Source organism: Nocardioides alkalitolerans DSM 16699 (genome assembly GCF_000426525.1).
In the GTDB taxonomy this organism is placed as follows: domain Bacteria; phylum Actinomycetota; class Actinomycetes; order Propionibacteriales; family Nocardioidaceae; genus Nocardioides; species Nocardioides alkalitolerans.
Map to the genome: position 1 here is coordinate 291,252 of NZ_AUFN01000013.1, position 26,888 is coordinate 318,139.

The 26,888-nt window shown below is 74.3% G+C and carries 24 protein-coding genes and 1 tRNA gene; 6 read left to right on the plus strand and 19 right to left on the minus strand.

Translation table 11 applies throughout. The annotated features are described in order from the left end of the window. Positions 1-97 precede the first annotated feature (97 nt). From rpsD to K329_RS0113385, 6 genes are all read right to left on the minus strand, one after another. Positions 98-706, minus strand: coding sequence for a 30S ribosomal protein S4 (gene rpsD, locus K329_RS0113360; protein WP_028473446.1), 609 nt, complete (start codon positions 704-706; stop codon positions 98-100). Between the two features lie 32 nt (positions 707-738). After that, a complete protein-coding gene (gene rpsK, locus K329_RS0113365) occupies positions 739-1,146 on the minus strand; it encodes a 30S ribosomal protein S11 (protein WP_028473447.1) in 408 nt (135 codons plus the stop codon). Positions 1,147-1,211: 65 nt separating this feature from the next. After that, complete coding sequence (gene rpsM, locus K329_RS0113370) at positions 1,212-1,586, minus strand: 30S ribosomal protein S13 (RefSeq protein WP_028473448.1); 375 nt, start codon at positions 1,584-1,586, stop codon at positions 1,212-1,214. A 181-nt stretch (positions 1,587-1,767) separates the two neighbouring features. Then, the gene (gene rpmJ, locus K329_RS0113375) at positions 1,768-1,881 is read right to left on the minus strand and encodes a 50S ribosomal protein L36 (protein ID WP_028473449.1); all 114 of its coding nucleotides are present in this window, start codon (positions 1,879-1,881) and stop codon (positions 1,768-1,770) included. Positions 1,882-1,913: 32 nt separating this feature from the next. Further along, a complete protein-coding gene (gene infA, locus K329_RS0113380; protein WP_028473450.1) occupies positions 1,914-2,135 on the minus strand; it encodes a translation initiation factor IF-1 in 222 nt (73 codons plus the stop codon). Positions 2,136-2,460: 325 nt separating this feature from the next. After that, positions 2,461-3,501 carry an LLM class flavin-dependent oxidoreductase gene (locus K329_RS0113385; RefSeq protein WP_043643442.1) on the minus strand — a complete coding sequence of 347 codons (1,041 nt, stop codon included), beginning with the start codon at positions 3,499-3,501 and terminating at the stop codon, positions 2,461-2,463. Between the two features lie 127 nt (positions 3,502-3,628). Here K329_RS0113385 and K329_RS31275 point away from each other — a divergent pair, with 127 nt between their 5' ends. Genes K329_RS31275 through K329_RS26725 form a run of 4 tightly spaced genes read left to right on the plus strand, consistent with a single transcriptional unit; the run spans position 3,629 to position 6,731 of the window. Further along, positions 3,629-3,937, plus strand: a complete 309-nt coding sequence (locus K329_RS31275) for an STAS domain-containing protein (protein ID WP_043643446.1) — start codon at positions 3,629-3,631, stop codon at positions 3,935-3,937. Between the two features lie 6 nt (positions 3,938-3,943). Continuing rightward, a complete protein-coding gene (locus K329_RS26715) occupies positions 3,944-4,363 on the plus strand; it encodes an ATP-binding protein (protein WP_052336848.1) in 420 nt (139 codons plus the stop codon). Further along, positions 4,360-5,739 (plus strand): PP2C family protein-serine/threonine phosphatase, encoded by a 1,380-nt coding sequence (locus tag K329_RS26720; protein ID WP_052336849.1) that lies wholly within the window; start codon positions 4,360-4,362, stop codon positions 5,737-5,739. Before K329_RS26715 ends, K329_RS26720 begins: the two co-directional genes overlap by 4 nt. Next, positions 5,736-6,731 (plus strand): cobalamin B12-binding domain-containing protein, encoded by a 996-nt coding sequence (locus tag K329_RS26725; protein ID WP_052336850.1) that lies wholly within the window; start codon positions 5,736-5,738, stop codon positions 6,729-6,731. The genes K329_RS26720 and K329_RS26725 overlap by 4 nt, the downstream gene beginning before the upstream one ends. Here K329_RS26725 and K329_RS26730 read toward each other — a convergent pair whose 3' ends face one another. From K329_RS26730 to K329_RS0113425, 4 genes are all read right to left on the minus strand, one after another. Further along, the gene (locus K329_RS26730) at positions 6,732-9,065 is read right to left on the minus strand and encodes a transglutaminase-like domain-containing protein (RefSeq protein ID WP_052336851.1); all 2,334 of its coding nucleotides are present in this window, start codon (positions 9,063-9,065) and stop codon (positions 6,732-6,734) included. It lies immediately after the preceding gene. Then, positions 9,066-10,229, minus strand: a complete 1,164-nt coding sequence (locus K329_RS26735) for a DUF58 domain-containing protein (RefSeq protein ID WP_052336852.1) — start codon at positions 10,227-10,229, stop codon at positions 9,066-9,068. It lies immediately after the preceding gene. Positions 10,230-10,232: 3 nt separating this feature from the next. Continuing rightward, positions 10,233-11,204, minus strand: a complete 972-nt coding sequence (locus tag K329_RS0113420) for an AAA family ATPase (RefSeq protein ID WP_028473452.1) — start codon at positions 11,202-11,204, stop codon at positions 10,233-10,235. Positions 11,205-11,267: 63 nt separating this feature from the next. After that, on the minus strand, positions 11,268-17,489 hold the full coding sequence (locus tag K329_RS0113425; RefSeq protein ID WP_052336853.1) for an Ig-like domain-containing protein: 6,222 nt from the start codon (positions 17,487-17,489) through the stop codon (positions 11,268-11,270). Positions 17,490-17,650: 161 nt separating this feature from the next. On the opposite strand from K329_RS0113425, the gene K329_RS0113430 reads away from it, so the two are divergent. Next, entirely contained in the window at positions 17,651-18,919 is a 1,269-nt protein-coding gene (locus K329_RS0113430; protein WP_028473454.1) for an FHA domain-containing protein, read from the plus strand. Then, positions 18,916-20,373: a serine/threonine-protein kinase gene (locus K329_RS26740; RefSeq protein WP_043643449.1), complete on the plus strand. Its 1,458-nt coding sequence runs from the start codon at positions 18,916-18,918 to the stop codon at positions 20,371-20,373. The genes K329_RS0113430 and K329_RS26740 overlap by 4 nt, the downstream gene beginning before the upstream one ends. A gap of 3 nt (positions 20,374-20,376) precedes the next feature. Here the strand turns inward: K329_RS26740 and K329_RS0113440 are convergent. The 9 genes from K329_RS0113440 to K329_RS26745 all read right to left on the minus strand — a co-directional run bounded on the left by K329_RS0113440 (position 20,377) and on the right by K329_RS26745 (position 26,718). Continuing rightward, positions 20,377-20,451 (minus strand) — tRNA-Leu (locus K329_RS0113440). A gap of 50 nt (positions 20,452-20,501) precedes the next feature. Further along, positions 20,502-21,266, minus strand: coding sequence for a carbonic anhydrase (locus K329_RS0113445; protein WP_052336854.1), 765 nt, complete (start codon positions 21,264-21,266; stop codon positions 20,502-20,504). An 83-nt stretch (positions 21,267-21,349) separates the two neighbouring features. Then, positions 21,350-21,943, minus strand: a complete 594-nt coding sequence (locus tag K329_RS0113450; protein WP_245596557.1) for a peptide deformylase — start codon at positions 21,941-21,943, stop codon at positions 21,350-21,352. After that, positions 21,940-22,458, minus strand: a complete 519-nt coding sequence (locus K329_RS0113455) for a glycine cleavage system transcriptional repressor (RefSeq protein WP_028473457.1) — start codon at positions 22,456-22,458, stop codon at positions 21,940-21,942. The genes K329_RS0113450 and K329_RS0113455 overlap by 4 nt, the downstream gene beginning before the upstream one ends. 67 nt (positions 22,459-22,525) lie before the next feature. After that, a complete protein-coding gene (locus tag K329_RS0113460; protein ID WP_245596558.1) occupies positions 22,526-23,431 on the minus strand; it encodes a Ppx/GppA phosphatase family protein in 906 nt (301 codons plus the stop codon). After that, entirely contained in the window at positions 23,428-23,994 is a 567-nt protein-coding gene (locus K329_RS0113465) for a DUF501 domain-containing protein (protein ID WP_028473459.1), read from the minus strand. The genes K329_RS0113460 and K329_RS0113465 overlap by 4 nt, the downstream gene beginning before the upstream one ends. A gap of 7 nt (positions 23,995-24,001) precedes the next feature. After that, a complete protein-coding gene (locus tag K329_RS31940) occupies positions 24,002-24,610 on the minus strand; it encodes an FtsB family cell division protein (RefSeq protein ID WP_052336855.1) in 609 nt (202 codons plus the stop codon). A 64-nt stretch (positions 24,611-24,674) separates the two neighbouring features. After that, positions 24,675-25,952 (minus strand): phosphopyruvate hydratase, encoded by a 1,278-nt coding sequence (gene eno, locus K329_RS0113475; RefSeq protein ID WP_028473461.1) that lies wholly within the window; start codon positions 25,950-25,952, stop codon positions 24,675-24,677. A 112-nt stretch (positions 25,953-26,064) separates the two neighbouring features. Continuing rightward, positions 26,065-26,718 (minus strand): nucleoside triphosphate pyrophosphohydrolase, encoded by a 654-nt coding sequence (locus tag K329_RS26745; RefSeq protein WP_052336856.1) that lies wholly within the window; start codon positions 26,716-26,718, stop codon positions 26,065-26,067. Positions 26,719-26,888 lie beyond the last annotated feature (170 nt).

The following is a 26,888-nucleotide window of genomic DNA, read 5'->3' on the forward strand; positions in this document are numbered from 1 at the left end:
CCACCATTTGACGAGGCCGAACCAAGTGGAACGTGAACGAACGGGACGAGCGTCGGTGCGGTGGTCCCGGGAGAACCGGGACCACCGCACCGTGGGGTCACTTCTTGGAGTAGAACTCCACGATCAGCTGCTCCTGGACGGGAACGTCGATCTGCGCACGGAGCGGGCGCGAGTGCACCAGGATCCGCATGCGGTTCGGCAGGGCCTCGAGCCACGCCGGGACGACGCGCTCGCCGTGCGTCTCACGGGCGACGATGAACGGAGTCGTCTCGAGCGACTTCTCCTTGACGTCGATGACGTCGTGCTCGGTCACCTGGAACGACGGGATGTTGACCTTCTTGCCGTTGACCAGGAAGTGACCGTGGTTCACCAGCTGGCGGGCGTGGCGACGCGTGCGGGCGAACCCGGCGCGGTAGACCACGTTGTCGAGGCGGCACTCCAGCAGCTGCAGGAGGTTGTCACCGGTCTTGCCGGTGCGGCGCGAGGCCTCGACGTAGTAGTTGAAGAACTGCTTCTCGAGCACGCCGTAGCTGATGCGCGCCTTCTGCTTCTCCTGGAGCTGCGAGCGGTACTCGGACTCCTTGATGCGCGCGCGGCCGTGCATGCCGGGCGGGTACGGACGACGCTCGAACGCTGCGTCGCCGCCGACGAGGTCGACACCGAGACGGCGCGACTTCTTGGTCATGGGGCCGGTGTAACGGGCCATGGGTCAGTCTCTCCTTGGGTCTCTGGTGTCGGTCAGACGCGGCGGCGCTTGGGCGGCCGGCATCCGTTGTGGGGCTGGGGCGTGACGTCCTGGATGGTGCCGACCTCGAGGCCGATCGCACCCAGGGACCGGATCGCCGTCTCGCGACCCGAACCCGGGCCCTTGACGAAGACGTCGATCTTCTTCATGCCGTGGTCCATGGCCCGACGACCAGCGGCCTCGGCGGCCATCTGCGCCGCGTACGGCGTGGACTTGCGCGAGCCCTTGAAGCCGACGGTGCCGGCGGAGGCCCACGAGATCACCTGACCACCGGGGTCGGTGATGGTGACGATGGTGTTGTTGAACGTGCTCTTGATGTGGGCTTCGCCCTGAGCGATGTTCTTCTTCTCCTTGCGGCGCACCTTCTTGGCGCCGGCCGCGGTGCGGCTCTTGGGAGGCATGCGTTCTCCTGAGGTCTGGTGAGAGCTGAGATGGAGGAAGAGACGGATCTGCGCTCAGCGCAGGATCACTTGGTCTTCTTCTTGCCGGCGACGGTGCGCTTCGGACCCTTGCGGGTGCGGGCGTTGGTCTTGGTGCGCTGGCCGCGGACCGGGAGGCCCATGCGGTGACGGCGACCCTGGTAGCTGCCGATCTCGATCTTGCGACGGATGTCGGCCTGGACCTCACGGCGGAGGTCACCCTCGAACTTGTAGTTCGCTTCGATCTCGTCGCGGAGCTTCACCAGCTCCTCGTCCCCCAGCGTGTGCACGCGGGCGTTCGGGTCGACCCCGGTCGCCGCGAGGATCTGCTGGGAGCTGGTACGGCCGATGCCGTAGATGTAGGTGAGTGCGATCTCGACGCGCTTGTCACGCGGGAGGTCGACACCAACGAGGCGTGCCATGAATGGCGTTTCCCTTCGATGTGCACAGTGGTGTCGGTCGTGTCGCGTCCTGGGTGTGGTCCCGACGTCTCGTCGGCACCCCGGCTCCGGCCACTGCTCCGGAGGTGCATCCCCCGCACGAGGCAGGTTGAGCGATCACGGTGGTGAGGTGTTCAGTTGTGCGGAGCGGGTGAGCGTGAGCTCAGCCCTGGCGCTGCTTGTGACGCGGGTTCTCGCAGATCACCATGACGCGCGAGTGGCGACGGATCACCTTGCACTTGTCACAGATCTTCTTGACGCTCGGCTTGACCTTCACGAGGAGGTCCTTTCAACGTGTCTCGGCTGATGTCACTTGTAGCGGTAGACGATGCGACCTCGGGTGAGGTCGTACGGCGAGAGCTCCACCACCACGCGGTCCTCGGGGAGGATCCGGATGTAGTGCTGCCGCATCTTGCCGCTGATGTGCGCGAGGACCTTGTGCCCGTTGCTCAGCTCCACGCGGAACATCGCGTTGGGGAGAGCCTCGATGACGGAGCCCTCGATCTCGATGACGCCTTCCTTCTTGGCCATGTCCTCACAATCCGTTGGCCGGGCGAACCCGGTTCATTGGTCATCTCGTCCACCGTTCGTGCACCGCGCGACCCCAGGGGATCGAGCGGCCGGCCCGGGAACCTCCTGCCCGACCCGCGTCGTACGACGCCTGCCTGGCAGTGGACCTCGTGAAGTCGCTCGTGGGGACTCAATCCCCGGCGCAGCCGGACCACACCGAGGTGAGGTCCGGAGAAGACGCCCGGGCAGCCGCGAGGCACCACGAAACGGACCCACGTTGGGCCGACGCACTAGCCTACGGCCCCCGTCGGTCGATTCCTAATCCCGCGGGGCACCGGGGCACGCCTCAGGACGCGAGCAGGCGCAGGGTCTCCTCGCGCGCGGGCGAGGTGCCGGGCTCGGTGCCGACGGACGCCCCCGCCACCGGGTGCACCATCACCTCGTCGACGCCGTACGTCGCGGCCAGCCGCTCGATCTGCTCGCGGGCGGCGACGGGCTCGTCGACGACCCACTTCTCGAGCATCGCGTCGACGAAGGTCTGGTGGGCGGCCGCCAGCTCGACCTTCTCCGCCTCCTCGACCAGGTCCTGCGGCGCGAGCGGCTGACCGGTGCGCAGCGTCAGCATCATCAGCTGGTTGGGCCGGGCTTGGCGCAGCGCCTCCTCCCGGCTCTCCGCCACCACGGCGTTCACGGTGAGGAAGGTGCGGGGCTCCGCCAGCGCCACCGAGGGCTGGAAGGTGGAGCGGTAGAGCTCGAGCGCCCGCTCGGTGCCCTCGCCGCTGAAGTGGTGGGCGAAGACGTACGGCATGCCCTGCTGCGCGGCCAGCCGCGCCGAGTAGTCGGACGAGCCGAGCAGCCACGCCGTCGGCACGGTCCGCGCCTGGGGAGTCGCCCGCAGCGCGTGGTTGCGGCCGCCGACCTGCAGGGCCACACCGTCGGGGTCCATCATCGCCACGACGTTGCTCACGTACTCCGCGAAGCGCGCGACGGCGTCCTCGTCGTTGCCGGCCGGCCCACCGTGCCGCAGCGCGAAGCTCGTCACGGGGTCGGAGCCGGGGGCGCGACCGATGCCGAGGTCGATGCGGCCCGGGTAGGCGGCCTCGAGCAGCGCGAACTGCTCGGCGACCACGAGGGGCGCGTGGTTGGGCAGCATGATGCCGCCCGACCCGACGCGGATGCGCTCGGTCGCCGCCGCGAGCATCGCGATCAGCACCGGAGGGTTGGTGGCGGCCACGGCCGGCATGTTGTGGTGCTCGGCGACCCAGTAGCGCTCGTAGCCGAGCCGGTCGGCCACCTGGACGAGGGACCGGGAGGCGGCGACGGCGTCGGCGGAGGTCTGGTCGGTGCGCACGGGCACGAGGTCGAGGACGGAGAGGCGAGGAGTCATCACCAGGTGGCAACCGGCTCCGCGAGGCGACTATTCCCCCCGGTCCCCGTCCGCCACCGCCCCGCGGCCCACCTGCACCCCTAGAGGCGAGGGGGCCGTGCGCACGCATTGGGTAGAGTGCTTCCTCGTGACCGAGACCTCCTTCTCCGCGACCACCACTCCCGGGAGCCTGGCGCTCAGCGGCGAGATCGACGCAGCAGACCACCGGGCCCTGAACGACGTGATCGAGAAGGCCAGCGATTCCTTCAGCCAGGACCTCTCCATCGACCTGAGCGACGTGACCTTCCTGCCGAGCATCATCGTGGGCGTCCTCGCCCGCGCCACCGTCATGGCGGAGAAGAACGGCTCGCGGCTGCGCCTCCTCGCGGTCGAGGGCACCGTCCCGCAGCGGGTGCTGACGGTCTGCAAGATCGGCTTCGAGACCGTCGGCGCCTGAGCCCTCGTGGTCTCCCTCGACTCCCCCTCCGGACCGGCACCCTCCTCCTGGCAGGTGCTGGCGGTCCCGCACGCCGACCAGGCGGCCCGGAGCGCCTGCCGCTCCATCCGTGACGACCTGACGCGCCACCAGCTGGCGGGCCGGGTGCTCAACGACGCCGTCATCGTGGCCGGGGAGCTCGTGATCAACGCGGTCGAGCACGGCCGGCCCGACGACACCGGCACCATCGAGGTGGCGTGGACCGTGGCCGAGGGCCATCTCGTCCTGCGGGTCGCCGACGCCGGCGAGGGTCCGACCATCGCCCAGGGCGACGTCTCCGACGACGGGATGCGCGGTCGCGGGCTCGCCATGGTCGCCGCCATCTGCGACGACTGGTCGGTGAGCCGGAACGGGCGCACGACCTTCACCGCGAGGATCCCGCTGTGACGGAGGAGCTGCGTCGCACGGCCTCCCCCTCCGCCCTCCTCGGGACCGCCGGGCCGTTCGGCGAGGGCGCCCCCGCCGGCAGCGCCGAGGAGATCGAGCGGCTGCACCAGCGCGGGCGCTTCCTCGACGACCTGGCCGGCGTGGTCTCGACCGTGCACCACCCGGCCCGTGCCGTCGAGATGATGACCGCCCTGCTCGCGGAGCACGTCGTCGAGTTCGCCCAGGTGGTCCTCCACACCCACCAGGGATGGGTGGCGGCCGGCCAGGCGGCCGGACACCGGCCCGTCGACTCCGGCGGTTACCGGGTCGGCCGCCTCCAGGCCCAGGTGCTCACGGAGCTGCTGAGCCGCCAGCGGCCGGAGCACTGGCTGCTGCCGCCGGACACCCCCGAGCGCGCCACCATGCTGGCCAGCCTCTTCGGCACGTCCGAGCTCGTGGGCCAGCTCGACGCGCTCGACGCCGTCGGGATCCTCTCGCTGCCCCTCCTCGCCCGCGGCCGAGCCATCGGGCTGGTGACGCTGGCCCGTGGCGAGCGTCGCGACCTCAGCGCCGACGACGTCGCCTTCCTGGAGGACGCGGCGCGCCGCATGGCCGTCGCCCTGGATGCCTGCGTCGTGGTGAGCGACAACCGGTTCGTGGCCGCCACCCTGCGCAGCTCCCTCGTGCCGCCGCCCGTACCGACCAGCTCGGGGCTCGACGTGGCGTCGTACAGCAGGGTCGCGCAGGAGGAGGTCGCCGTGGGCGGCGACTTCATCGACGTGCACGGTCCCGACGGCGACAAGACCATCCTCCTCGGCGACGCCGTCGGCAAGGGCGTCGTGGCGGCCATCGCGGCCAAGCGGATCCGCGCCGCGGTGCGCACGGCCTCGCTGGTCGACCGCGACCCTGCCTGGGTGCTCGGCCTCACCAACAAGGTGCTGGTCGCCGAGGCGGAGTCCGCTATCGAGAGCTTCGCGACCGGGGTCTGCGCCCGCGCCCGTACCGGGGCCGACGGGGTCGTCGCCCTGGAGATCACCAACGCCGGGCACCCGCCGCCGATCATCCTGCGCCGCGACGGCCGACTCGAGTACGTCGAGTCGCACGGGCCCGCCCTCGGTGTCTTCGACGACGCGTCCTACACGTCGACCCACCACCGCCTGGCCCCCGGTGACACCCTCGTCTGCTACACCGACGGCGTCACGGAGGCCCGCGGGCGCGCCGACATGTTCGGCGAGGACGGCATCGCAGCCGCGCTCGCCGGCCTCGGCGGCGCACCCAGCAGCGCCATCGTCGAGCGCCTCGCGATGAGCGTGTCGGCGTTCGTCGGCGACGCCGCCCACGACCGCGACGACACGGCGATCGTCGCGGTGCAGCCGCTGGCCACCGGCCTCGCGTGACCGCAGATCCGGCCGAGCGCTACTGGGCCGCCGTCAGTCGCAACGACACCCACGAGGCGCGGTCGGTGGCGACCTCCCTGCTGCGCGAGGGCGTGCCGATGCCCACCGTGCTCGAGGGGCTCGTCGGTGCCGCGCAGCGGCGGATCGGCGAGCTGTGGGCAAGCAACGACTGGTCCGTCGCCCGGGAGCACGCCGCCACCGCCGTGAGCGAGCAGGTCGTGCGCAGCCTCCGGGAGGAGCAGGCCCGCCTCGCTGCGGCGGACCGCTCGGTGGGGGCGGACCGCCCGCTCCTCGTCGTGTGCGCGGAACGCGAGTGGCACGCCCTGCCCGCGATGATGCTTTCGGCCACCCTCGAGCACGCCGGTCACACCGTGCAGTACCTCGGCGCCGACGTCTCGACCACGGCCCTCCAGGGCGCGCTCCTCGAGGCGGCCCCCCGGGCGGCCCTGGTCAGCGCGTCCCTCTCGTCGTCGCTCGTGTACGTGCGGCGCCACGTCGAGGCCGCCACGTCGGTCGCGGTGCCCGTGGTCGTCGGCGGCTCGGCCTTCGACCGCGACGGCGTGCGTGCCCTCCGGCTCGGGGCCACCGCGTTCGCGGCGTCGGCTGCGGACCTCGAGTCGACCCTGGCGGCGCTGCCGACGTACGTCGAGCCCGTCGGGCCGCTGCGCGACGACGCCGCGCTCGAGGCGTACGCGATCATGGCCGAGCTGCCGTCGTTCAGCGCCGACGCGGTCGCCCGGGTCCGGTCGGACGCCGCGGCCGACGCGGTGGCCGTCGAGGCGATCGCCGACCAGGTGCCCCACGTCTTCGGCTCCGTCGCGGGCGCGCTCCTGACCGGCGACTCGACCATCGTCGCCGAGATCACCGAGTGGCTCGACGGCGTGGGCCGCGCCCGGGCCGCCGACACCACGACCACGCAGGCCGTGTGGTCGGCCGTCGAGCGCCAGCTCGGGGAGTTCCCCCACGCGCTCGACCTCGTGCGCAGCCGCTGATCACGTACGGCGGAAGCTCCGGAGGCTGACCACCGCTCGGGCCCGCCGGTGCCAGGGCACCCCCGTGCGCAGGGAGCGCCGCTCGTGCGCCACCGCGGTCCAGTACGCCGCGGCGTCCGGGGCCTCGGGCTCGTGGGGCCCGAAGACGTGGCTGTCGGCCGTCCTGGCCAGCTCCGGGGCCGCCGCGACGGGCACCGCCGACGACTGCTCACGCCGGGTCACCCCCGCACCGACCGGCACCGGGCTGCCGAGGTCGCGCGCCGCGTCGACCAGCTCGCGCCAGGCGCCGACGAACCGGGCGGAGACCCGGTCGGCCCGGAGCCGACGACGGCGCCGCAGGGCCTTCAGCCCGGCGATCGTGCCCACGACGAGGGCGAGGAGCAGCAGCGGCGTGCCCACGGCCACCAGGAGCCAGAGCAGCCACGTGGGCACCGACGTACCCGCCTCGTCGGGCTCGCCCTGCCGGGCGTCGAGCTCGGCGTCGGTCTGCTCGCCCAGCGTGGACGGGGGCGGGATGGGCGCGGGCGGCGGCACCGTCGTGCCCGACATCTCCTGCTCGTTGAGCGGCGGGCGCTCGGCCGGGCGGTCGAAGTCCATGAACTCCTCGGTGGCGAGCGTGTGCCACGACCCGTCGTCGAGCTGCAGCTCGACCCAGGCCTCGACGTGCTCGCCCCGCACCACCCCGTCCTCCGGCACGACGGCGCCCATCACGACCCGGGCGGGCACCCCGATCGCGTTGGCCAGGAGGGCCATCGTCGCGGCGTACTGCTCGTCGTTGCCGGCCATGATGACGTCGTTGACGAAGCCGTCGGCCAGGCGCGCGCGGTGGTGGCCGGCGGTGTAGATCTTCTCGGCCTCCAGCACCCCGTCGGTGTACTTGCCCTGGGCCTTCAGCGTCTCCGCGGCAGCGAGCACGCGCGCCACGGGCTGGGCCTCCCCCGCCGTCCACTGCACGGCCTGGGTCGCGAGGAACGCCGCGCCCGAGACCAGCTCGGGGTCCGGGCGGCCGGGCAGGTCGTCGGGTCCGACGGGCTCGTCGATCGGCAGCACCGCCTCCAGGGAGTAGCGGTCACCGGGCTGGAGACCGGTCGGCACCACGCCGGTCGAGGTCGCGAGGTTGTAGCGGAAGGAGTCGGCCGTGGTGCGACCGCGCTCCCCGTCGAACTCGAGGCCCTGCAGGGCCCCCAGCGTCGGGAGCCACACCCCGTCGTACCCCTCGCCGAGCTCGACCTCGACGTCGACCCGCTCGCCGTCGACCGGGTTGTCGATCGTGCTCGAGACGCGCTGGAAGGAGGCGCGGGCCAGGCCGGCGGGGCTGCCGACCGCCTCGTTCGCGGCGCCCCAGACCACCCCGTCGTACGAGTCGAGGGCCGCGAAGCGGACCCGGCTGCCCGCCGGGGCGCCGTCGAGGGTCATCAGCGTCTCGTCGTAGCGGTTGACCGCGTCGGGCTCCGGCATCTCGACGTAGCGGCGGAACGAGGCGAGCGGGGAGGGGTACTGCCCGACGTCGAACGGCGGCACGACGTGGTCGCGCAGCACGAAGCGGTCGGTGTCCCCGACGGCCCACGAGCTGACCGGGACGGCCAGCAGACCGGCCGCCAGGACGAGCACGACACCACCGGCCAGCCGGCGGCTGCGGCCGACCTGGCCCACGGGCCGGGCGGTCGCCCGCCGGGCCCGGAGCCCGGCCGCGCCCAGCGCGACGGCGGCGAAGACCGCACCCTGCAGCAGCAGCGACGCCGGCTCGCCGACCCCGAGGAGCAGGACCACGGCCAGCACGGCCAGGGGCGCGACGAGCAGGAGCAGCGCCTGGACGGCGGCGGGCGGGCGCCGTACCCCCGTGGCGAGCACCCCCAGGAGGGCACCCACGGCGCCGAGGAGGAACGGCAGCACGAGCAGCGGACCGCTGCCGTCGACCGGCGGCAGGGTGGTGAGGAGGTCCTTCCAGCCGCCCGTCACCTGGTCGCCCAGCAGGCTCAGGGTGTCGGGCACGGGCAGGTACGCCGACCCGCCGGCCGAGCGCAGGCACAGCGGACCGGCGAGCACCACGACCGCGACGGCGACCAGCAGCACCGGGACGGCTCCCGGCCACCGGCGCCGACGGGCGAGGAGAGCGGCGCCAGCGCCGAGGAGGGCCCCGACGACGCCGACCGCGAGGAACTCCAGGCCCGTGAAGGTGCGGCTCAGGCCGCTGAGGGCGACGACGACGAGCACGACGACGAGCGCCGCGTCGGTCCAGTCCGCGGCGGCGAGCGGCCGGCCCGGGGACCGGCCCGACGACCGACCCGACGACCGGCCCGGGGCGCGGCGCGCGGGGCGCGGGGCGCGGGCCACTCAGCCCACCCCCCAGCGCAGCAGCGGGGCGAGGTCGTCGCGGGTCGCGAGCTGGAGGACCGGCAGGTCGCCCGCCTCCCGCACGCGGCTCGGGGCCTCGCTGTCGACGAGCAGCGCGAAGCGGCGGACCTCGGGGCCGTACGACGACGCCGCCCGCGAGAAGGTGTCGAAGCCCGTGCCGGTGCCGCCGAGGAGGAAGAGCAGGCTCGTGTCGGCGGCGGTGCGGGCCGCTCGCTGCGCCGCCGGGACGAGGCCGAGCCCCTCCTGGCCGGCGCGGCAGACGGTGTCGAGGACCCGGTTGCCGTCGGCGCCGGAGACGACCTGGCGCCCGCAGACGAAGGTGGTCTCGAAGTCGTCGAGCGTCGCCCGGACGGCGATCGAGGCGGCGACGGCCATGGCGGTCTCGAAGTCGTCGTCGCTCGCCCAGGAGCGGGGGTCGTCGTCGACCACCAGGGTGGCGTGCGAGCGCCGGGTGTCGTTGTACTGCCGCACCAGCAGCTGGGACGCCTTCGCCGACGACCGCCAGTGCACGTGGCGGAGGTCGTCACCGGGGGCGTACTCGCGCAGGGCGTGGAACGCCAGGTCGCTCGACGACACCGCGTCGGTCACGACGCCCTCGAGGTCGCGCAGCAGGCCGGCGCCGAGCGACTCCAGCGGCACCATGACCGGCCGGACGAGCACCTCGCGGACCTCGGTCCACGTGAGGTCGCGGGAGTACACGCCCAGCGGGTCGCCGCGTCGGGTGGTCGCCGGACCCAGCGGGATGACGCCGCGCCGCTCGGTGCGCAGGGTGAAGTCCTCCACGTGGGCGGCACCGGCCCGCAGCGACGGGAGACCGTAGCGGTGCACCGTCTCGCCCACCGGCAGCTCGAGCAGCGCCGGGAGCATCCGCCGGGAGGCGGTGTTCGTAATGACGACGCCTACGGCCACCGAGGCACCGGCCACCACGCGGCGCGGCTCCGCGGTCAGGGCGACGTCGACCTTGGTCCGGCCCAGCACGAATGGGAGCGCGAGCAGGAGGAGCAGGGCGCACGCGGCCGCGAGGACGGCGGTCTCCCGCCAGCTGCTGGCCGCCGTCGCCACCCCCGCCAGCAGGGCGAGGAACAGCACGGCCCAGCCCAGCGGGTTGACGACGTCGAGGACGACCCGGCCGGCACGGCGCACGGCTCAGCGCGCCATGCGGTCGGTCGGCGGCGCCACGGCGTCCAGCAGGCGCGCGATCACGGCCTCCACGGTCACGCCGCTGAACTGCGCCTCGGCGTCGAGGAGGATGCGGTGGCTCAGCACGGGCTCGGCCAGCTGCTTCACGTCGTCGGGCACGACGTGGTCGCGCCCCTCCGCGGCCGCCCAGGTCTTGGCGACGCGGATGAACGCCAGGCAGCCACGGGCCGAGAGGCCCAGCTTCACGTGGGGCAGGCGGCGCGACTCCTCCGCGAGGTCGGCGATGTAGCCGACGACGGCGGGGTCGACGTACACCTCGTCGGCCAGCCCGCTCATCTGCGCGATGACCTCGCTGGTGACCACCGGCGTGATGAGGGCGGCGCGGTCGCGGACCTTGGCGCTGACCAGCAGCTCGACCGTCGCGGCGTGGTCGGGGTAGCCCACGGAACTCTTCATGAGGAAGCGGTCGAGCTGGGCCTCCGGGAGCCGGTAGGTGCCGGCCTGCTCGATCGGGTTCTGCGTCGCGATCACCATGAACGGCCGGCCGACGTCGCGCGGCACGCCGTCGACGGTGACCCGACCCTCCTCCATCACCTCGAGCAGTGCCGACTGCGTCTTCGGCGAGGCCCGGTTGATCTCGTCGGCCAGCACGATGGTGTGGAAGATCGGGCCGGGGTGGAAGTCGAACGTGCCCTTGTGCTGGTCGTAGACGGTCACGCCCGTCACGTCGGAGGGCAGGAGGTCGGGCGTGAACTGGATGCGCGCGTGGCTGCCGTGGACGCTGTTGGCGAGCGCCCGGGCCAGCATCGTCTTGCCCGTGCCGGGGAAGTCCTCGAGCAGCATGTGGCCCTCGGAGAGCAGGCACGTCAGCGCGAGCCGCACGACGTGGCGCTTGCCGAGCACGGCCTTCTCCATGTTCTCCGTCAGCCGGTCGAACATCTGGTGGAACCAGTCGGCCTGTTCACGGGAGAGCGTCATCGGGGTCCTCGGGTTCGGGGTGCGGTCGGGCTGCGGGGGTGGCGGCGTGCGGGCGGGGCGGGGCTACGGCCAGGTGTAGCGGGGGCTCGTGATGCCGCCGCAGGTGGCGGTCACCCAGCCGCCCGGGAAGCCGTAGTAGGCGCTGGTCTGGTGCCGGCCGTTGCCGTACGGGCCCTTCTGGCCGAACCCGCCGCCGGTGTTGGTGTTGATCGTGCAGGTCTGGTTGGAGGTGAAGCCCTCCATCGAGATGACGATGCGCCCGCACGAGTCGACCAGGCACTCGGAGCCGTCGGACGGACGGCTGCGGCACGGGTTGGCGGTGCGGTCGCGGCATGCGTCGCCCCGGCTGACGGCCACCGTCGGGTCGGGACGCCGCTGGGTGCGCACCTCGGCCGTGGCCGTCACCGGGCCGCGGCCCGGCGCGTTGTCCTGCAGTCGCACGGCGATCCGGTGCCGCGAGTTGAACCCGCCGTCCTGCGCGCTGGTCGTCACCTCCCACGCGCCGACGCTGTTCGCCTCGTAGGTGCGCGTCGTCGTGGCGCCCGCCCCGCCGTCGCCGCCGTCGTAGGACTGGTCGACGAGCACCTGGGCCGGGTCGCCGTTCGTGTTCACCCGGATGCGGAACCGGACGGAGTTGCCGTCGACGATCGGGTCGACCGAGACGAGGTGCTCCTGCCGCAGCGGCCCGTAGGTCTGCACCGAGCGGGTGCCCGACTGCGAGCAGGCCCCGCTCTCGTTGCAGACCCGCAGGTACGCCGACGTCGGGCCGCCGTTCGAGAGCCCGGAGATCGTCGTGTCGAGCCCGCCGCGCACGTCCTGCTCGAAGCGGGTCGCTCCCCCGGCGACGATCGTCACCCGGGACGCCCCCCCGCGCGAGCTCGGCACCGTGGCCCGCACGCGCGCCTGGCCGTCCTGGCCCGTGGGCTCGATCGACCAGTCGCCCCACTCGGCCGGCGTGCCGACGGCCGTCCACGTGGCCGCCGGGCCGGTGGACGACACGGCGTCCTCGAGCCCGTTGTTGTTCGTCGCGGTGACGTCGTAGGAGTAGGTGGTGCCGTCGTAGGTGAGGCCCGAGTCGACGCAGCGCGTGGAGGTGAGGTTGGTGCACTGGGCGAGCGGCGCGCCGTCGCGGCGCACCGTGTAGAGCACGGGGGTCGGACCGTTGGCGTCGACGGCGGCCCACGAGAGCTCGATGGCCCCCGCGTCGCCCGGCGTCCGGCGGTCCTCCACCGTCGGAGCGGCCGGCGTACCGGGCGCGCCGATGGACTGGAGCACGGCGCTCGCGGTCGCGGGGCCCTCGTCGTACGCGTTCTCGGCCGAGATGCGGAACTGGTAGGTGCGGTTGTTGTCGAGCCCGGTGACGACCACCTCGGGCGTGGCCACCTGGCGCTGGCCGCCGGGCCACTGCACGTAGTAGCGCTCGATCGCGGACGTCTCGGTGGTGGGCTCGGTCCAGCGCAGGGTGATCGTGCCGTCGCCCCGCGCGACCATCGCGATGCCGCCGACCGCGCCGGGCGGGGCGTCGGGCGTGGCCGCGGCCGACGCCGGGCTCCAGTCCGACCAGCCGATGGCGTTCTCCGCGCGCACCTCGAACGTGTAGGCCTCGCCGTTGGTGAGGCCGACGATGTCGCAGCGCGCGGCCGGGCAGACCTGGGTGCCGCCGGCGTGGCGCACCTCGTAGCGGCGGACCGGGGCCCCGTTCGCCTCGGGGGCGACCCACTGGAGGCCCACCTCCTGGCTGCGGACGCCCGGCACGGGGACCGGGGCGGCCGGCGTGTCGGGGCGGTCGAGGATCTCGACCCGCACCGTGCCCTCGACCTGCCGCTCGGGCCCGCCGTCGGCGACGTCGCTCATCGTGACGCGGAACTCGGCCACGCCGTCGACCCGGTCGGCCGTGCTGATCCTCAGGCCGCTGCTGCCGTCGCGGGACGCCTCCACGCCCTCGATCGGCGTGGCCTCGGTGACCTCCACCAGCGTGGGCTCCGGGTCGTCGACCCCGGACCGCAGGTAGGGCGCCAGCTCGATCGTGCGCTCCTCGCCGGCTCGCATGTCGGAGACGTTCACCGGGGCCATCCGCGGCCGCGGGGCCTCGACGACCCGCACCGTGAGCAGGCCCGGGTCGCTGTCGCCCGAGGTGAGGGACAGCTGGGCCTCCGAGCCCGGGGCGGCGTTCGCGGCGGCGCTCACCGTGACGACGGGACCGCTCGCCTCGATGATCGACAGACCGTCGACCGAGGTCTCCCAGTCGGAGTCGAACGACAGCTCCTCCGTCGGGTCGGAGGTCCAGACGTGGCAGCGGACGGCCACGTCGAGCGCGATCTCGCGCCCCTGCACGACCTCGACCGGCGCCGTGGGGCAGCTGAGGATCGGGACGGCGTCACCGACCTGCACCGGGATCGAGACGAAGGCGCGCACGCCCTCGGGGTCGTCGACGCCCGAGCCGGTCGTGACCTCGGCGACCACGGCGGCCGGCCCGCGGTAGCCGTCGACCGCCTGGACGTCGAAGGTCTGGTCGCCCGTGATCTCGACGGACACCTCGGCGGCCGGGGAGGTCCAGATGCGGTCCGTGAGCGTGAAGGACACCTCGCCGCCGGAGGGGTCGACGACGTACTCGCCGAGCTGCTCGCTCGTGCTCTGGCCCGAGCCGACCCGGATGACCCCGTCCTCCCGCAGGTACGGAGCCCCGTCGAGGGCCGCAGGGACGAACAGCGACGCCACGGCCGCACCGCCGTCGGCGTCCTCGACGCGGAAGCCGACGACCACGGGGTGGGCCGACCGGGTGACCTCGACGGCGCGGCCGTCGGTGGTCGCGACGACGCCGTCGGGGGCGAAGACGTCGGTGACCACGAGCCCGTCGTCGGGACCGTCGGGGTCGAAGGCCTCCTCGAGCACGTCGACGCCCACCGACTCGCCCGCGTCGGCCTCGCCGAACGCGTCGTACACGACGGGCGGGTTGTTGTACGGCGACGCCGTGCGCACCGTCACCGTCGCGCGCGAGGACGCGAGGCCGTTGCTGATCTCGTAGACGGCCTCCACGACCGCACCCGGCTCGGTGGGCGCGCTCACCCGGAGCGGTCCGGACGCGGAGTCGAGGCTGACGCCCTCGGGCGGGTCGACGAGCTCCACGGTCACCCGGTCGCCGGGGGCCGTCACGTCGTTGGAGAGCACGTCGACCCGCAGGTCGCGGCCCGGCTCCACGGTCGCGACGTCGTCGACGGCCAGCGGGGGCTGCGAGTCGCCCGGGGGCACGACGGCCACCCGGACGGTGCCGGACGCCTCCTCGCCGCTCGGGTCGACGACGGTGTAGGCGAACTCGTCGGTGCCGCCGCCGGCGCCCGGGTAGGCCTGGTACTCGAGCGAGTTGGCGCCGTACCGCAGCACGCGGCCCAGCGCGGGGGCGCTCGCGATGCCGGTGACCGTCACCGCGTCGCCGTCGGGGTCCACGCCGCCGCCCGGGAGCCGGATGACCAGCCGCTCGCCGGCAACCGTGCGGCCCTCCAGGGTGGGCGGCTCCGGGGGCCGGTTGACGGCGGCGGCCGGGATGACCGTGACCTCGATGCGTCCGGGCGACCGCTCCCCCGCCGCGTTGCCCGCGAGGTAGGTGACCTGCAGCGAGAGCGGCTCGGTGAGCCCCGACGGGGCGACGTAGCGCACCTGGCGGCCCGAGACGAAGGCACGGCCGACGTCCGCCACGGTGCCGTCGACGGAGACCGCGGCGAGCTCGCCGCGCGGCAGGCCCTCGGCCTCGGGCACGAGCGTGAGGGTCTCTCCGGACGGGCTGAAGTCGTTGTCGAGCACGGGCACCGTCGCGACCGCGCCCGACCGGATGACGAGCCGGTCGGTCTGGGTCACGGGCGCGGTGTCGTCGGGCACCGGGCGCTGGCTGACGACGACCTCGCCCTCGACCTCGGCCCCCGCGCCGTTGCTGATCGTGTAGGAGACGACCTGCGGGTTGGGCTGCAGCTCGCTCTCCTGCGCGGCGATGCGCAGCCACCGGCCGTCGACGACCGCGACGTCGAGCTGGTCGGCCGTGCGGGCGGTCGCGGTCTGCACGACGAGGAGGCCGCCGCGCGGGTCGACGTCGTTGGCGAGCACGTCGACGATGCTCGCGGCCTGCCCGTGCAGCGTGAGCTGGTCGGGCATGGCGACCGGTACGGCGGGCGGGTTGCGCGGCGCTGCCACGTCGACGCGGATGCGGCCCTCGACCGGCGCCGCGTTGCCGTAGGCGAGGCCGTAGTCGAGGAAGTAGGTCGTGGCGCGGGGCGCCCGGAACGAGAGCGTGCCGCCCGCGAGGTCGGTCTCGACCACGGCGTCGCCCGTGCCCTGGGCGGGTCCGGCCAGGGCGAGCTCGGCGTCGGGCGTGCCCGGGTCGGAGCCCGGCAGGTCGTTGGCGAGCGGCCGGATCGTGATGGGCTCGCCGACCTCACCGCTGACGACGTCGGGCTCCGCGACCGGCGAGACCGGTGTGCGCTCGCTCGAGTCCTGCACCCGGACGTCGAGCTCGCCGGCGACCGTCTCGCCGACCCCGTCGGAGACCTCGTAGCGCACGCTCCGCACGCCGGCCGTGTAGCCGGCCTCGAACCGGATGCGCCCGTCGGCGGTGGGGCGGGCGATCGTCGTGCCGGTGGGGTCGCCGCCCACCACGGCCGTCGTGAGCGTCAGCGGGTCGGAGTCGAGGCGGTCACGCCAGTCGGGCAGCACCGGCAGGTCGAGCACGCCGCCGACGGGCACGACCCAGTCGCGCACGGGCGCGAGCTCGCGCAGCTGGGGCGCGTTGTTCTCCCCCGCGGTGCGCGTCTCGACGGTCACCGTGGCGCTCGCCGAGACGTCGGCGCGGCCGTCGTCGATGGTGTAGCCGAACGTGGTCGTGGGCGCCGCGCCCTCGGGGAGGCGGATCTGGACGGTCTGGCCGTCGGGGCTCACGGTGAGGTCGACGTCGTTGCCGACGGGCGCGTCGACCGACCGGATCGACAGCAGCCGGCCCTCGGGGGCGGTGTCGTTGTCGAGCGGGTGGAGCACGGCCGTCTGGCCCGGACGGGCGCCGAACGCGTCGTCGTTCGCGACGGGCGGGCGCCGGTCGCCGTCGCTCTCGGTCTCGTTCTCCTCGTTGTCGTCCTCGTCGGTGGTGCGCTCCCGGAACGCGTCCCAGTTGTCGAGGCGCGCGGGCTGGTCGGAGTCGATGTCCCACACCGCCCCCGTGAGGCGGTCGTTGAGGAGGATCTCGCCGCGGTTCACGCGGAAGACGAGGTCGGTGGCCGTGGTGGCGAGCCCGGCCACCCGGCCCTCGTCGCCCAGGTCGCCGCACTGGGTCGCGACGGCCGCGGCGTCGCCCGACCAGGCGCCGTACCGGCACGCGCCCAGGCGCACGGGCGGGGTCGGTGTGCCGCCCCCCGTGGCCGCCACCTCGGTCACGGCGCCGTCGGTGAGGTCGACCTCGAGGAGCCGGGTGCCGTCGGCCACCAGCACGCCGTCGGCGCCGGGGCCCGCCTGCTGGAGCACGACCTCGCCCGACAGCTCGTCGGCGAGGTCGACCTCGAGCGCACCGTCGCCGGCCCCGGGCACGAGCAGCCGGCCCGCGTCGGGGTCGAGCACCACGGCGAGGCCGCCGACCGCCGTGACGACGGACTGCTCCCCCAGCGTGGCGTCGAGCTCGTCGGTGGCGGGGTCGGCGACGCCGGTGCCGGCCGGGTCGAGGCGCGTGAGGGTCGACTCGCCGGCGGCGAGCACCCAGGTGGTGCCGTCGGTGCCGACGGCCAGCGACGACGCACCGGCCAGCTCGGCGGCGGGCGTGGCCTGGGCGTCGAGGGTGGCCACGGGCGCGTACGGCGCGTCGGCGCCCATCCGCTGCACCCACACGGCGCCGGCGGTCGGGTCGAGCACGGCGGCCGTGCCACCGGCGAGCCGCACCTGCGACCCGGGGCCCACCGACGCCTGCTCGCCCTCGGGGTGCTGCACGGTGGCGGGGTCGAGCGGGGCGAGCACGCCGGCGGAGCTGTTGAAGCCGATGACGGCCGCGCCGTCCTGCACGATGTCGAGCCGCGCGTCGAGCTGGGCGAAGAGCGCGCTGTCGATCTGGCCGATGGGCTTGTTCACCCGGCCGTACATGCTGTCGGTGTTGTTGGTGACCCAGACGCCGCCGTCGTTGAGGTCGGCCTCGTGGGAGTCGACGCCGTCGGCGGAGGCGGCGTAGACGACGAAGGCCGTGGCGGCAAGCGCCAGCGCCAGGTAGCTCGCCAGTGCTGCCCGGCGACGCCCCCGTCCGGCCTCGGTGCCCCTCGTCGACATTCCCCCACGCCCGCTCTGCTCGGCAGGTAACGGGAGGAGGGTAGATCACCCGACCGACATCCCGGGGGCCGGATCCCGAGGTCGTCGCCCGTCGCGGACGGCGACGGTCCACAATGGGCGCTGCGACCCGGGGGATCGGTGTCCGCGGAAGGGGGTGGACCGTGCCGCACGGCGGGCAGGACGACGCGCTCGGCGTCGCCGAGGCGACGTACGCCGTCGGTGACCGCCTGCTCCTCGGGGACGGCGCCCGCTGGCTCCTGGTCGACCTCCCGTTCCCGGCCGAGGGCCCGTCGGCCACCGCGCTCGTCGCACGGCTGTGGGCCGACGCCGGCCACCCCGACGCCCTCGACCGCTGGACGGCGACGCTCGCCGCGTCGTACGGCGACGCCCTCCCCGACCTCGCGGCGGTCGACGTCACCGAGCACGCCTACCGCCGGGCGACCCACGGGCGGGGCCGCACGAGCGAGACGGCCGACGAGGTCGTCCTGGGCCTGGGCGGTCCGACGGCCGCACCCACCGGGCTCCTCCGGGCGGGCACCGTGGGCGCGTCGGGCGCCCGGGTACGACGCGCCCCCACCGCCGCCCCCGCCGCCGTCGCTCCCACCGCCCTCGCCCGCCCGGGCGGCGGTCGCCCCGTCCGCGCCGTGGGCACGCCCGACCTCGGTCCCCCGCCCGGCGACGTCGTCACCGAGATCCCGCCGGAGATCCTCGCGGCGCGCGGTCCCGACGTGCCCGCCGGCGCCGGGTTCAGCGTGGTCGACACCTCGGAGCCCGCCGGGGGCGGCGCGGCGCCGGGCTCGACCGCGGTGCGCCGCACGCCCCCGTCGTCCGCCTCCGCCGACCACGACGGCGCCACGGTCCACCGCCCGGAGCCCGCCCCGGAGCCCGCCCCGGAGCCCGCCCCCCAGCTCAGCCAGGGCACGTCCGAGACGGTGCTCGCGCTGCGGTGCCCGGTCGGCCACGTCACGTCGACCACCTCGCCGGTCTGCCTCTTCTGCGGTCGGGCGGTGCCGTCGGGCGACCCGCAGCGGCTGCCGCGCCCGCCGCTGGGGGTGCTGCGCCTGCCGACGGGCGAGGTGGTGCCGCTCGACCGGGGCGTCGTCCTGGGCCGTCGCCCCTCCCCCGTGCCGGGGTCGGAGCAGTGGCCGCACCTCGTGCACCTGCCGGCCGACTCGACGTACCTCTCCCGCTCCCACCTCGAGGTGGTGCTCGACGGGTGGCACGTCGTGGCCCGCGACCTCGGCTCCCGGGGAGGCACGACGCGCTACGTGCCGGGCCGACCCGGCGAGCGGCTCCGGCCGTCCGAGGACTACGTGCTGGAGCCCGGCCACGTGCTCGACCTCGCCGACGTCTACGAGGTGTCGTTCGAGGTGCTCGACGACCCGTTCCCCGCTCCCGACCCCGACGCGCCGCAGGGAGGCGACCGATGAGCGGCCCCGAGATCCCGGGCTTCACCTACCTGCAGCACCTGGGCAGCGGCGGCTTCGCCCACGTGTTCCTCTACGAGCAGCAGTGGCCGCGGCAGCGGGTCGCGATCAAGGTCGTGCGGCCCGACGTGCCGCTGACGGACCGGGAGAAGCAGCTCTTCACCTCCGAGGCCGACGCGATGGCGCGCCTCGCCGACCACCCCTACATCGTCTCGGTGATCACCGCGGGCATCACGAGCCCGCAGCAGGGCTCGCGGCCCTACCTGGTGATGCGCTACTGCCCGCCGCCGGACCTCGGGCTGCGGGTGCGCACCCAGCCCATGACGGTGCCGGACGCGGTCGCGACGGGCGTGAAGCTCGCCAGCGCCGTGGAGACGGCCCACCGCGCAGGGATCCTGCACCGCGACATCAAGCCGAGCAACGTGCTCGTGACGACGTACTCGGAGCCGGCCCTCTCCGACTTCGGCATCGCCGGTCGTGCCGCCGACGTGCACCGGGAGTCGGAGATCCGGATCTCCTACCCGTGGACGGCGCCCGAGCTGCTCGAGGGCCGCTCCAACGGCTCGGTGGCCTCCGACGTCTACTCCCTGGGCGCCACGATCTGGAACCTGCTCGTCGGGCGCTCCCCGTTCGCCGTGCCCCAGGGCGACAACTCGACCCCGGCGCTGAGCGCCCGCATCCTGCACTCCCCGCCCCCGCCGACCGGCCGGGCCGACGTGCCGCCCGCCCTCGACCGCCTCCTGCAGCAGGCGATGGCGAAGCACCCCTCCCACCGGCCCGGCTCCGCGCTGGAGCTCGCCCGGTCGCTGCAGCAGGTCGAGAGCGCGGCCGGGTACGCCCGCACGGCCATCGCCGTCGAGACCGTGAGCGGCGACGCGCCCGCCGGCGGGGCGGGGGCCGCTGCGGGCACCTCCCTCGACCCCGACGTCACCTCGGTCAAGCCGCTCACCGTCGTCTCGGCCTCGGGCCCGCGCTCGCTGTCGGTCGACCGGGGTACGACGGGGGGCGGGCGCCGCAGCGTCGAGCCCGACGAGGACGACGACGCCCCGCTGTCGCGCAGCGGCCTGGTGTGGACGGTCGTCGGCGTCGTGGTGCTGCTCGCCGTGGCCGCGGCCCTCTTCCTGCGCCCGGGCGGGGGCGACGACGAGGCGGAACCGGACGACGGCCCGAGCGCCGCCGCCTCGACCACCCCCGGCGACATCGCCCCCGACGCGCCCGCCGCTCCCCCGACGGTGACGGTCACCCCCGTCACCGGGGGCGTCGAGTTCGCCTGGACGACCGACGACCTGCGCGCGAGCGACACGTGGGAGTACCGGGTGCCGGCCACGGGCCAGGGCGAGCGCACCAGCGACACGTCGCTCGTCGTACCCCTGGCAGCCGACGGCCGCACGTGCATGCAGGTGCGGCAGATCCGGGCGACGACCACGTCGCCGTGGGCGGAGCGCTGCGCCGACTGACGGTGCCCCCGGTGGGACTCGAACCCACACCTGGACCGTTTTTAAGACGGTTTCCTCTGCCGGTTGGGACACGGGGGCGCCGGTCGCCCGAGGTCGGGCGACCGGCGCTCACCGTACCGAGTGACGGCTCAGAGCCAGTGCACGAGCCCGCCGTCGAGGTCGTACGTCGCCGCCTCCACCACCACGCCCTCCTCGAGGGCGTCGCGCAGCACCACCGAGCGCTCCGTGAGCAGCCCGACGGTGCGTGACGCCTGCGCCGCGACGCAGGCCGAGAGGAAGGCCGCGTCGTCGTCCGGGCCCCCGTCGGCCCGGACCGACCAGACGGCGGGCTCGATCGAGCGCACCAGCGAGCTGACGAACCCGTAGGCGTGGCCGTCGCCCTCGACCACGTCGACGGTGGCGCTCACGGCCCCGCAGCCCTCGTGGCCCAGCACCACGACGAGGGGCACCCCGAGGTGCTCCACGGCGTACTCGACGCTGCCGATCACCGCGTCGTCGAGCACCTCGCCCGCCGACCGCACCACGAAGAGGTCGCCGAAGCCCTCGTCGAAGACGAGCTCGGGCGGCACCCGGGAGTCGGCGCAGGAGAGGACGACGGCGAACGGGTGCTGGCCCGCGACGAGCTGGTCACGCCACGCGGCGGACTCGTGCGGGTGGCGCTGGCGCCCGTCGACGAACCGTCGGTTGCCGGCGACGAGGGCACGGTGGGCCTGGGTGGCGTTCAGGCCGGTGCTGCTCGTACGGCGCACGACCGGCGCGGCCGGGGCGGCTGACGCGGTCGCGGGCGACGACGTCAGGGCGAACGGGGCGGCGACGGCTCCGGCGCCGGCCATGCCGAGGAGGGAGCGGCGGGAGGTGGTGGGCTCGGTGCGGCCCCGAGAGAAAGGTTGCATTGCACAACCGTATGGCGGCGACGCCGGTCACCCAAGGAAACAGCAGGTGAAATGTGCGAGGGGACGGGAACGCGTCGGGAGGCTCAGAGATAGGTCTTGCGCTGGTGGATCGCGTGCGCGCCGGCGACGCGGTCGAGGAACAGCAGGCCCTCGCAGTGGTCGATCTCGTGCTGGAGCGCGCGGGCCTCGAAGGCGCCGGTGCTCAGCTCGACCTCCTCGCCCGTGCCCGGCAGCCGACCGCGCACGACCAGGCGGGTCGCGCGCTTCACGTCGCCCGTGAGGTCGGGCACCGACATGCAGCCCTCGCGGGCCTTCTCGTTGCGGCTCGACTCCACGACGACCGCGTTGCAGAGCACGAACGTGCCGTGGTGGCCGCGCGTCTTCGGGTGCTCCGAGACGTCGACGCAGAACACCTTGGCGCTCACCCCCACCTGGGGGGCGGCGAGCCCGACGCAGCCGGGGCTGACCCGCATGGTGGCGACGAGGTCGGCGGCCAGCTGCACCGTCTCCGCCGAGGTGGGGTCGACCTCGGGGCCGACCGTCGAGAGCACCGGATCCGGGGCGCGGACGACGTCGCGCACCACGCCCTCGACGTCGAGCTCGGCGACGTCCCAGGAGACGACGCGCGCGTTCAGGCCGTCCGCAGCGGCTGCGGACGGGTCGGGGGTGGCGCTCACAGCTCGTCGGCCTCCGCGGCTCGCAGCGTCACGCCGACGCCGAGCCGGCCCGCGGCCTCGCCCAGCGACGTACGCAGCGCCTCGACGTCGACGTCCGTCGGCAGGTCGACCTCGGCGAGCAGCACGTAGAGGTCGCCGGAGAGGCGGGTGGTGAGGTCGGTGACGTTGCCGCCGACCTCCGCGACCACGGCGACGACCGTCGAGACGATGCCGGGGCGGTCACCGCCGTGGACGGTGAGCAGGTACGGCGTGCCCGACGCGGCCACGGCGCCCTCGGCGGAGACCTCGCGCACCGTCACGGTGAGCGTGCCGTCGCCGGCCAGGGGCGCGAGGGCGGCGGCGATGCGGTCGTCGTCCGACCCGCCCGCGCAGACCAGCGTCATGGCGAAGTGGCCACGCAGCAGGGTCATCGAGGTGTCCTCGATGTTGAGTCCGAGGTCGGCGAGGATGGCCGTCGTCTGGGCGATGATGCCGGGGCGGTCATGGCCGAGGACGGTGATGGCGTGCTGCGTCACCCGCGCATCCTCTCAGCCCGGCGCCCGTCGGGCACCGCCCGGGTCGGGGCGCTCGTCGGGGCCCCGCTCAGGTGGTGGTGAGCGAGCGCGCGATGCCGTCGAGGATGTCGGCGACCGACAGGGTGATCGCGTCGGCCCCGGAGTGGGCGAGCACCCGGTCGAGGATGAGGGCGCCGGCACCGATGACGTCCGCGCGGCCCTCGTGCACGTGGCCCAGCGCCCGGCGCTCCGCGACGGTCAGGCGGACGAGGCGTCGCACCTCGGCCGCGACGGCCTCCCGCGGCACCACGGCCTGGTCGAGCCGGGCGGGGTCGAACTCCGCGTGCCCGAGCGCCCCCGCGCCGACGGTGAGCGCCGTACCGGCCACGCACACGACCTGCGCCACCCCGGCGGGGTCCACGGGGCAGGCGTCCAGCGCGGCGTCGATGTCGGCGACGCAGGCGGCGACCTCGTCGGGCGTCGGCGGGTCGGAGTGCAGGTGGCGCTCGTGGAGGCGTACGGAGCCGACGTCCATCGAGGACGCCGCGCGCGCGACGGCCGGATCGCCACCACCGAGCACGAGCTCGGTGGAGCCGCCGCCGATGTCGACGACGAGGAGCGGGTCGGCCGGCGGGGTGCGCAGCGCGCCGACGGCGCCGGCGAAGGAGAGCGCGGCCTCCTCGGCGCCGGAGAGCACCTCCGGCTCCACGCCGAGGCGGGCGAGCACGCCGGCCCGGAAGACGTCGGCGTTCGCGGCGTCGCGGGTGGCGGAGGTGGCGCAGAACCGGATCCGGTCGACGGGCACGCGGTCGAGGATCTCGGCGTACTCGTCGATGGCCGCGAAGGCGCGGGCCAGGGCGGCGTCGTCGAGCCGCCCGGTGCGGTCGACGCCCTGCCCGAGCCGCACCATCCGCGACGTACGCACGAACGCGGACGGCGGGTCGCCGACGAAGAGCTTGATGGTGTTGGTGCCGCAGTCGATCGCGGCGATCACGACGGGGTCTCGCCCGGCTGTCCCGGCGCCGGCTCCGGCGCTGACTCCGGCTCCGGTCCCGCCTCCGCGCTGACGCAGGGGCCGGAGGCCCACCACTCCCCCAGCGCGTCGAGCACCTCGTCGCCGAGCGGGTTCACCCCGCGGCCCTGCGCGAGCGACTGCCCCGCGAGCACGTGGAGGCACTTGACGCGGTCGGGCATGCCGCCCGCCGAGATGCCGGCGATCTCGGGCACGCCGCCCACCTGCGGCTCGAGCTCGGCACGCGCGGCCAGGTAGCGCTCGTGGGCGCCGCGGTAGGCCTCGGCGAGGTCGTCGTCCTCGCCGAGCCGGTCCTGCATCTGCTTCATCACGCCGCCGCCCTCGAGCGTGCCGATGCGGGACGCGGCCCGCGGGCAGGTGAGGTAGTAGGTCGTGGGGAACGGGGTGCCGTTGGGCAGCCGCGGCAGGGTCGTCACCACGTCGGGGTTGCCGCAGGGGCAACGGTGGCCGACCTCGGCGATGCCGCGGGGCGGCCGGCCCAGCTGGGCGGCCACGGCGGCCTGGTCGGCGTCGGACACGCTCACGTGCTGCTCACTCCTGGTCCTCCGGCTCCTCGCCGGGCGGTGCCTCGATCTCGTCTGCGGGCGGCGGGTTGTCCTCCGCCGCCTCCTGCGGGTCGCCGGCGAACTCCACCGTGTCCCACGTGCTGTCCCACCACGCCGTCGGCACCTCGTCCTCGGTCCGGGCCGGGTCCGACAGCGAGCTGTCGCTGCCGAGCGGGCGACCGTTCTCGTCGATGACCTGCCACGGCACCTCGCCGGGGTTCACGTAGTCGAGCCGCTCCCGGGCCTGCGCCTCGACGTACGCCGGGTCCTGCCAGCGCCGCTTCTCCCGCTCGAGCGCGTAGATGTCGGCCTGGGTGGAGTCGATCTCGGAGCGCAGCGCCTCGAGGTGGTCGCGCTGGGTGAGGTAGGCGCGCAGCGACGAGGCGTAGGAGACGGTCAGCACGGCCAGCACGAGCAGCAGGATCGCCGCCCGTCCGGTGACCCGGGGCCGTCGACGGGCCGTGGCCGTGGGGCGCTGGGCGCTCGGGCGGCGCGCCGCCGACGGGGCCCCGCGACCGGCCGGGCGCGTGCGGCCCGGTCCGGTGCGGGACCGCGGGTGGGACGACCGCGGCTTGCGGCGTCGTTCGTCGGCCACGGTCGTCCTCCCTCTCTCGTACGGCGGTGTGGTGCGGGTGGTGTGGGCCCTGCGGGTGCTGCGCTCAGCCCTGGTAGCGCGGGAACGACCCGGCGCCGGCGTAGCGCGCGGCGTCGCCGAGCTCGGCCTCGATGCGCAGGAGCTGGTTGTACTTCGCGACGCGCTCCGAGCGGGCGGGGGCACCGGTCTTGATCTGGCCGCAGTTCGTGGCGACGGCGAGGTCGGCGATGGTGACGTCCTCGGTCTCGCCCGAGCGGTGGCTCATCATGCAGCGGTAGCCGTTGCGGTGCGCCAGCTCGACGGAGTCGAGGGTCTCGGTCAGCGTGCCGATCTGGTTGACCTTGACGAGCAGCGAGTTCGCCTGGCCGCCGGTGATGCCGCGCTGCAGGCGCTCGACGTTCGTGACGAAGAGGTCGTCGCCGACGAGCTGCGTCTTGGCGCCGAGCACGTCGGTGATGTTCTTCCAGCCGGCCCAGTCGTCCTCGTCCAGCGGGTCCTCGATCGAGACGATCGGGTACGACGCCACGAGGTCGGCGTAGTAGGCCGTCATCTCCTCGGCCGACTTGCTCGCGCCCTCGAAGGTGTAGACGCCGTCGGTGCAGAACTCCGACGCGGCCACGTCGAGGGCGAGCACGATGTCGCGACCGAGCTCGTAGCCGGCGACGCCGACAGCCTCGGCGATGAGGTCGAGGGCCGCGCGGTTCGACTCGAGGTCGGGCGCGAAGCCGCCCTCGTCGCCGACGCCGGTGGCGAGGCCGCGCTTCTTCAGCACCGACTTCAGGGCGTGGTAGACCTCGGCGCCGGTGCGCAGGGCGTCGCGGAAGGTCGGGGCGCCGATGGGGGCGACCATGAACTCCTGGATGTCGACGTTCGTGTCGGCGTGCGCGCCGCCGTTGAGGATGTTCATCATCGGCACGGGCAGCACGTGGGCGTTCGGGCCGCCGACGTACTTGTAGAGCGGGAGACCGGCCGACTCCGCCGCCGCCTGGGCGGTCGCGAGCGAGACGCCGAGGATCGCGTTGGCGCCGAGCTCCGCCTTGTTCGGCGTGCCGTCGAGCTCCAGCATCGTGTGGTCGATGAGGCGCTGGTCGTCGGCGTCGAGCTCGATGATCGCGGGGCCGATGCGGTCGAACACCGCGTCGATGGCCTTCGTGACGCCCTTGCCGAGGTAGCGGTCGCCGCCGTCGCGCAGCTCGACCGCCTCGAACGCGCCCGTGGACGCGCCGCTCGGGACGGCGGCCCGACCCAGGACCCCGTCCTCGAGGAGGACCTCGACCTCGACAGTGGGGTTGCCGCGCGAGTCGAGGATCTCGCGGGCGCCGACGGCGACGATGCTTGCCACGTGGGTGTGCTCCTGGGGTCGGGACGCTGCTGCGTCGAGAGGAAAACCGCCGTCAGCCTAACGAAGCCCGGGCCCGCCGTCGGCGAGGCGGGCTGCCGTGGCGCGGCTGTCGTCAGAGCAGGCGTCGTACGGCGTCGCGCAGCGCCTGCTCCGGGTCGGTCCCGGACGCCCGCGCCTCGGCGACGAGGAGCAGCATCCGGTCGCCCAGGTCGGCGTCCGCGGGGTCCACGAGGTCGGTGCGGACCGGGGTGCCGGCACGCGCGAGCCGGTCGAGCACCTTGTCGGCGTACAGGAGCGCGGGGAGCGTCGGCGGGAGACCCTCCGTCGGGCCCGAGCGCTGCTTCTCGGTGGCCTTCACGGCCTCCCACGACTCGTTGACGGCGGCGGCGTCGAGCGGCTCGCCCGCCGGCTCCGATTCCGTCGCGCCCTCCGTGGCCGGCGCGAACACGTGGGGGTTGCGGCGCACCAGCTTCGCGGTGAGGTCGCGCGCCACGTCGTCGATGTCGAACTCGCCGCGCTCCGCGGCGATGGCCGCGTGGAACAGCACCTGGAGCAGCAGGTCGCCGAGCTCCTCGCGTAGCAGCACCGTGTCGCCGGTGTCGAGCGCCTCCAGCACCTCGTGGGTCTCCTCGAGCAGGTAGCGCGCCAGCGACCGGTGCGTCTGCTCCGCCTTCCACGGGCACTCCGCCCGCAGCCGCCGCATCACCTCGACGAGCTCGGCGAGGGCGGGGGGCGTGGTGGGTGGGGTGGCGGGCTCCGGGGGCACGTGGTCATTGTGCCGTCGGGGGTGGGTGGGCGGGGCCTTCGGTGATCGAGGAGCCTGGTTCGGTGGTCGAGGAGGCGCGAGCGCAGCGAGCCGCGTCAACGGTGGTTGAGGAGCGAGCGTCAGCGAGCGTCTCGAAACCACGGTCCGTCGTCGGTGGTCGAGGAGCCGTG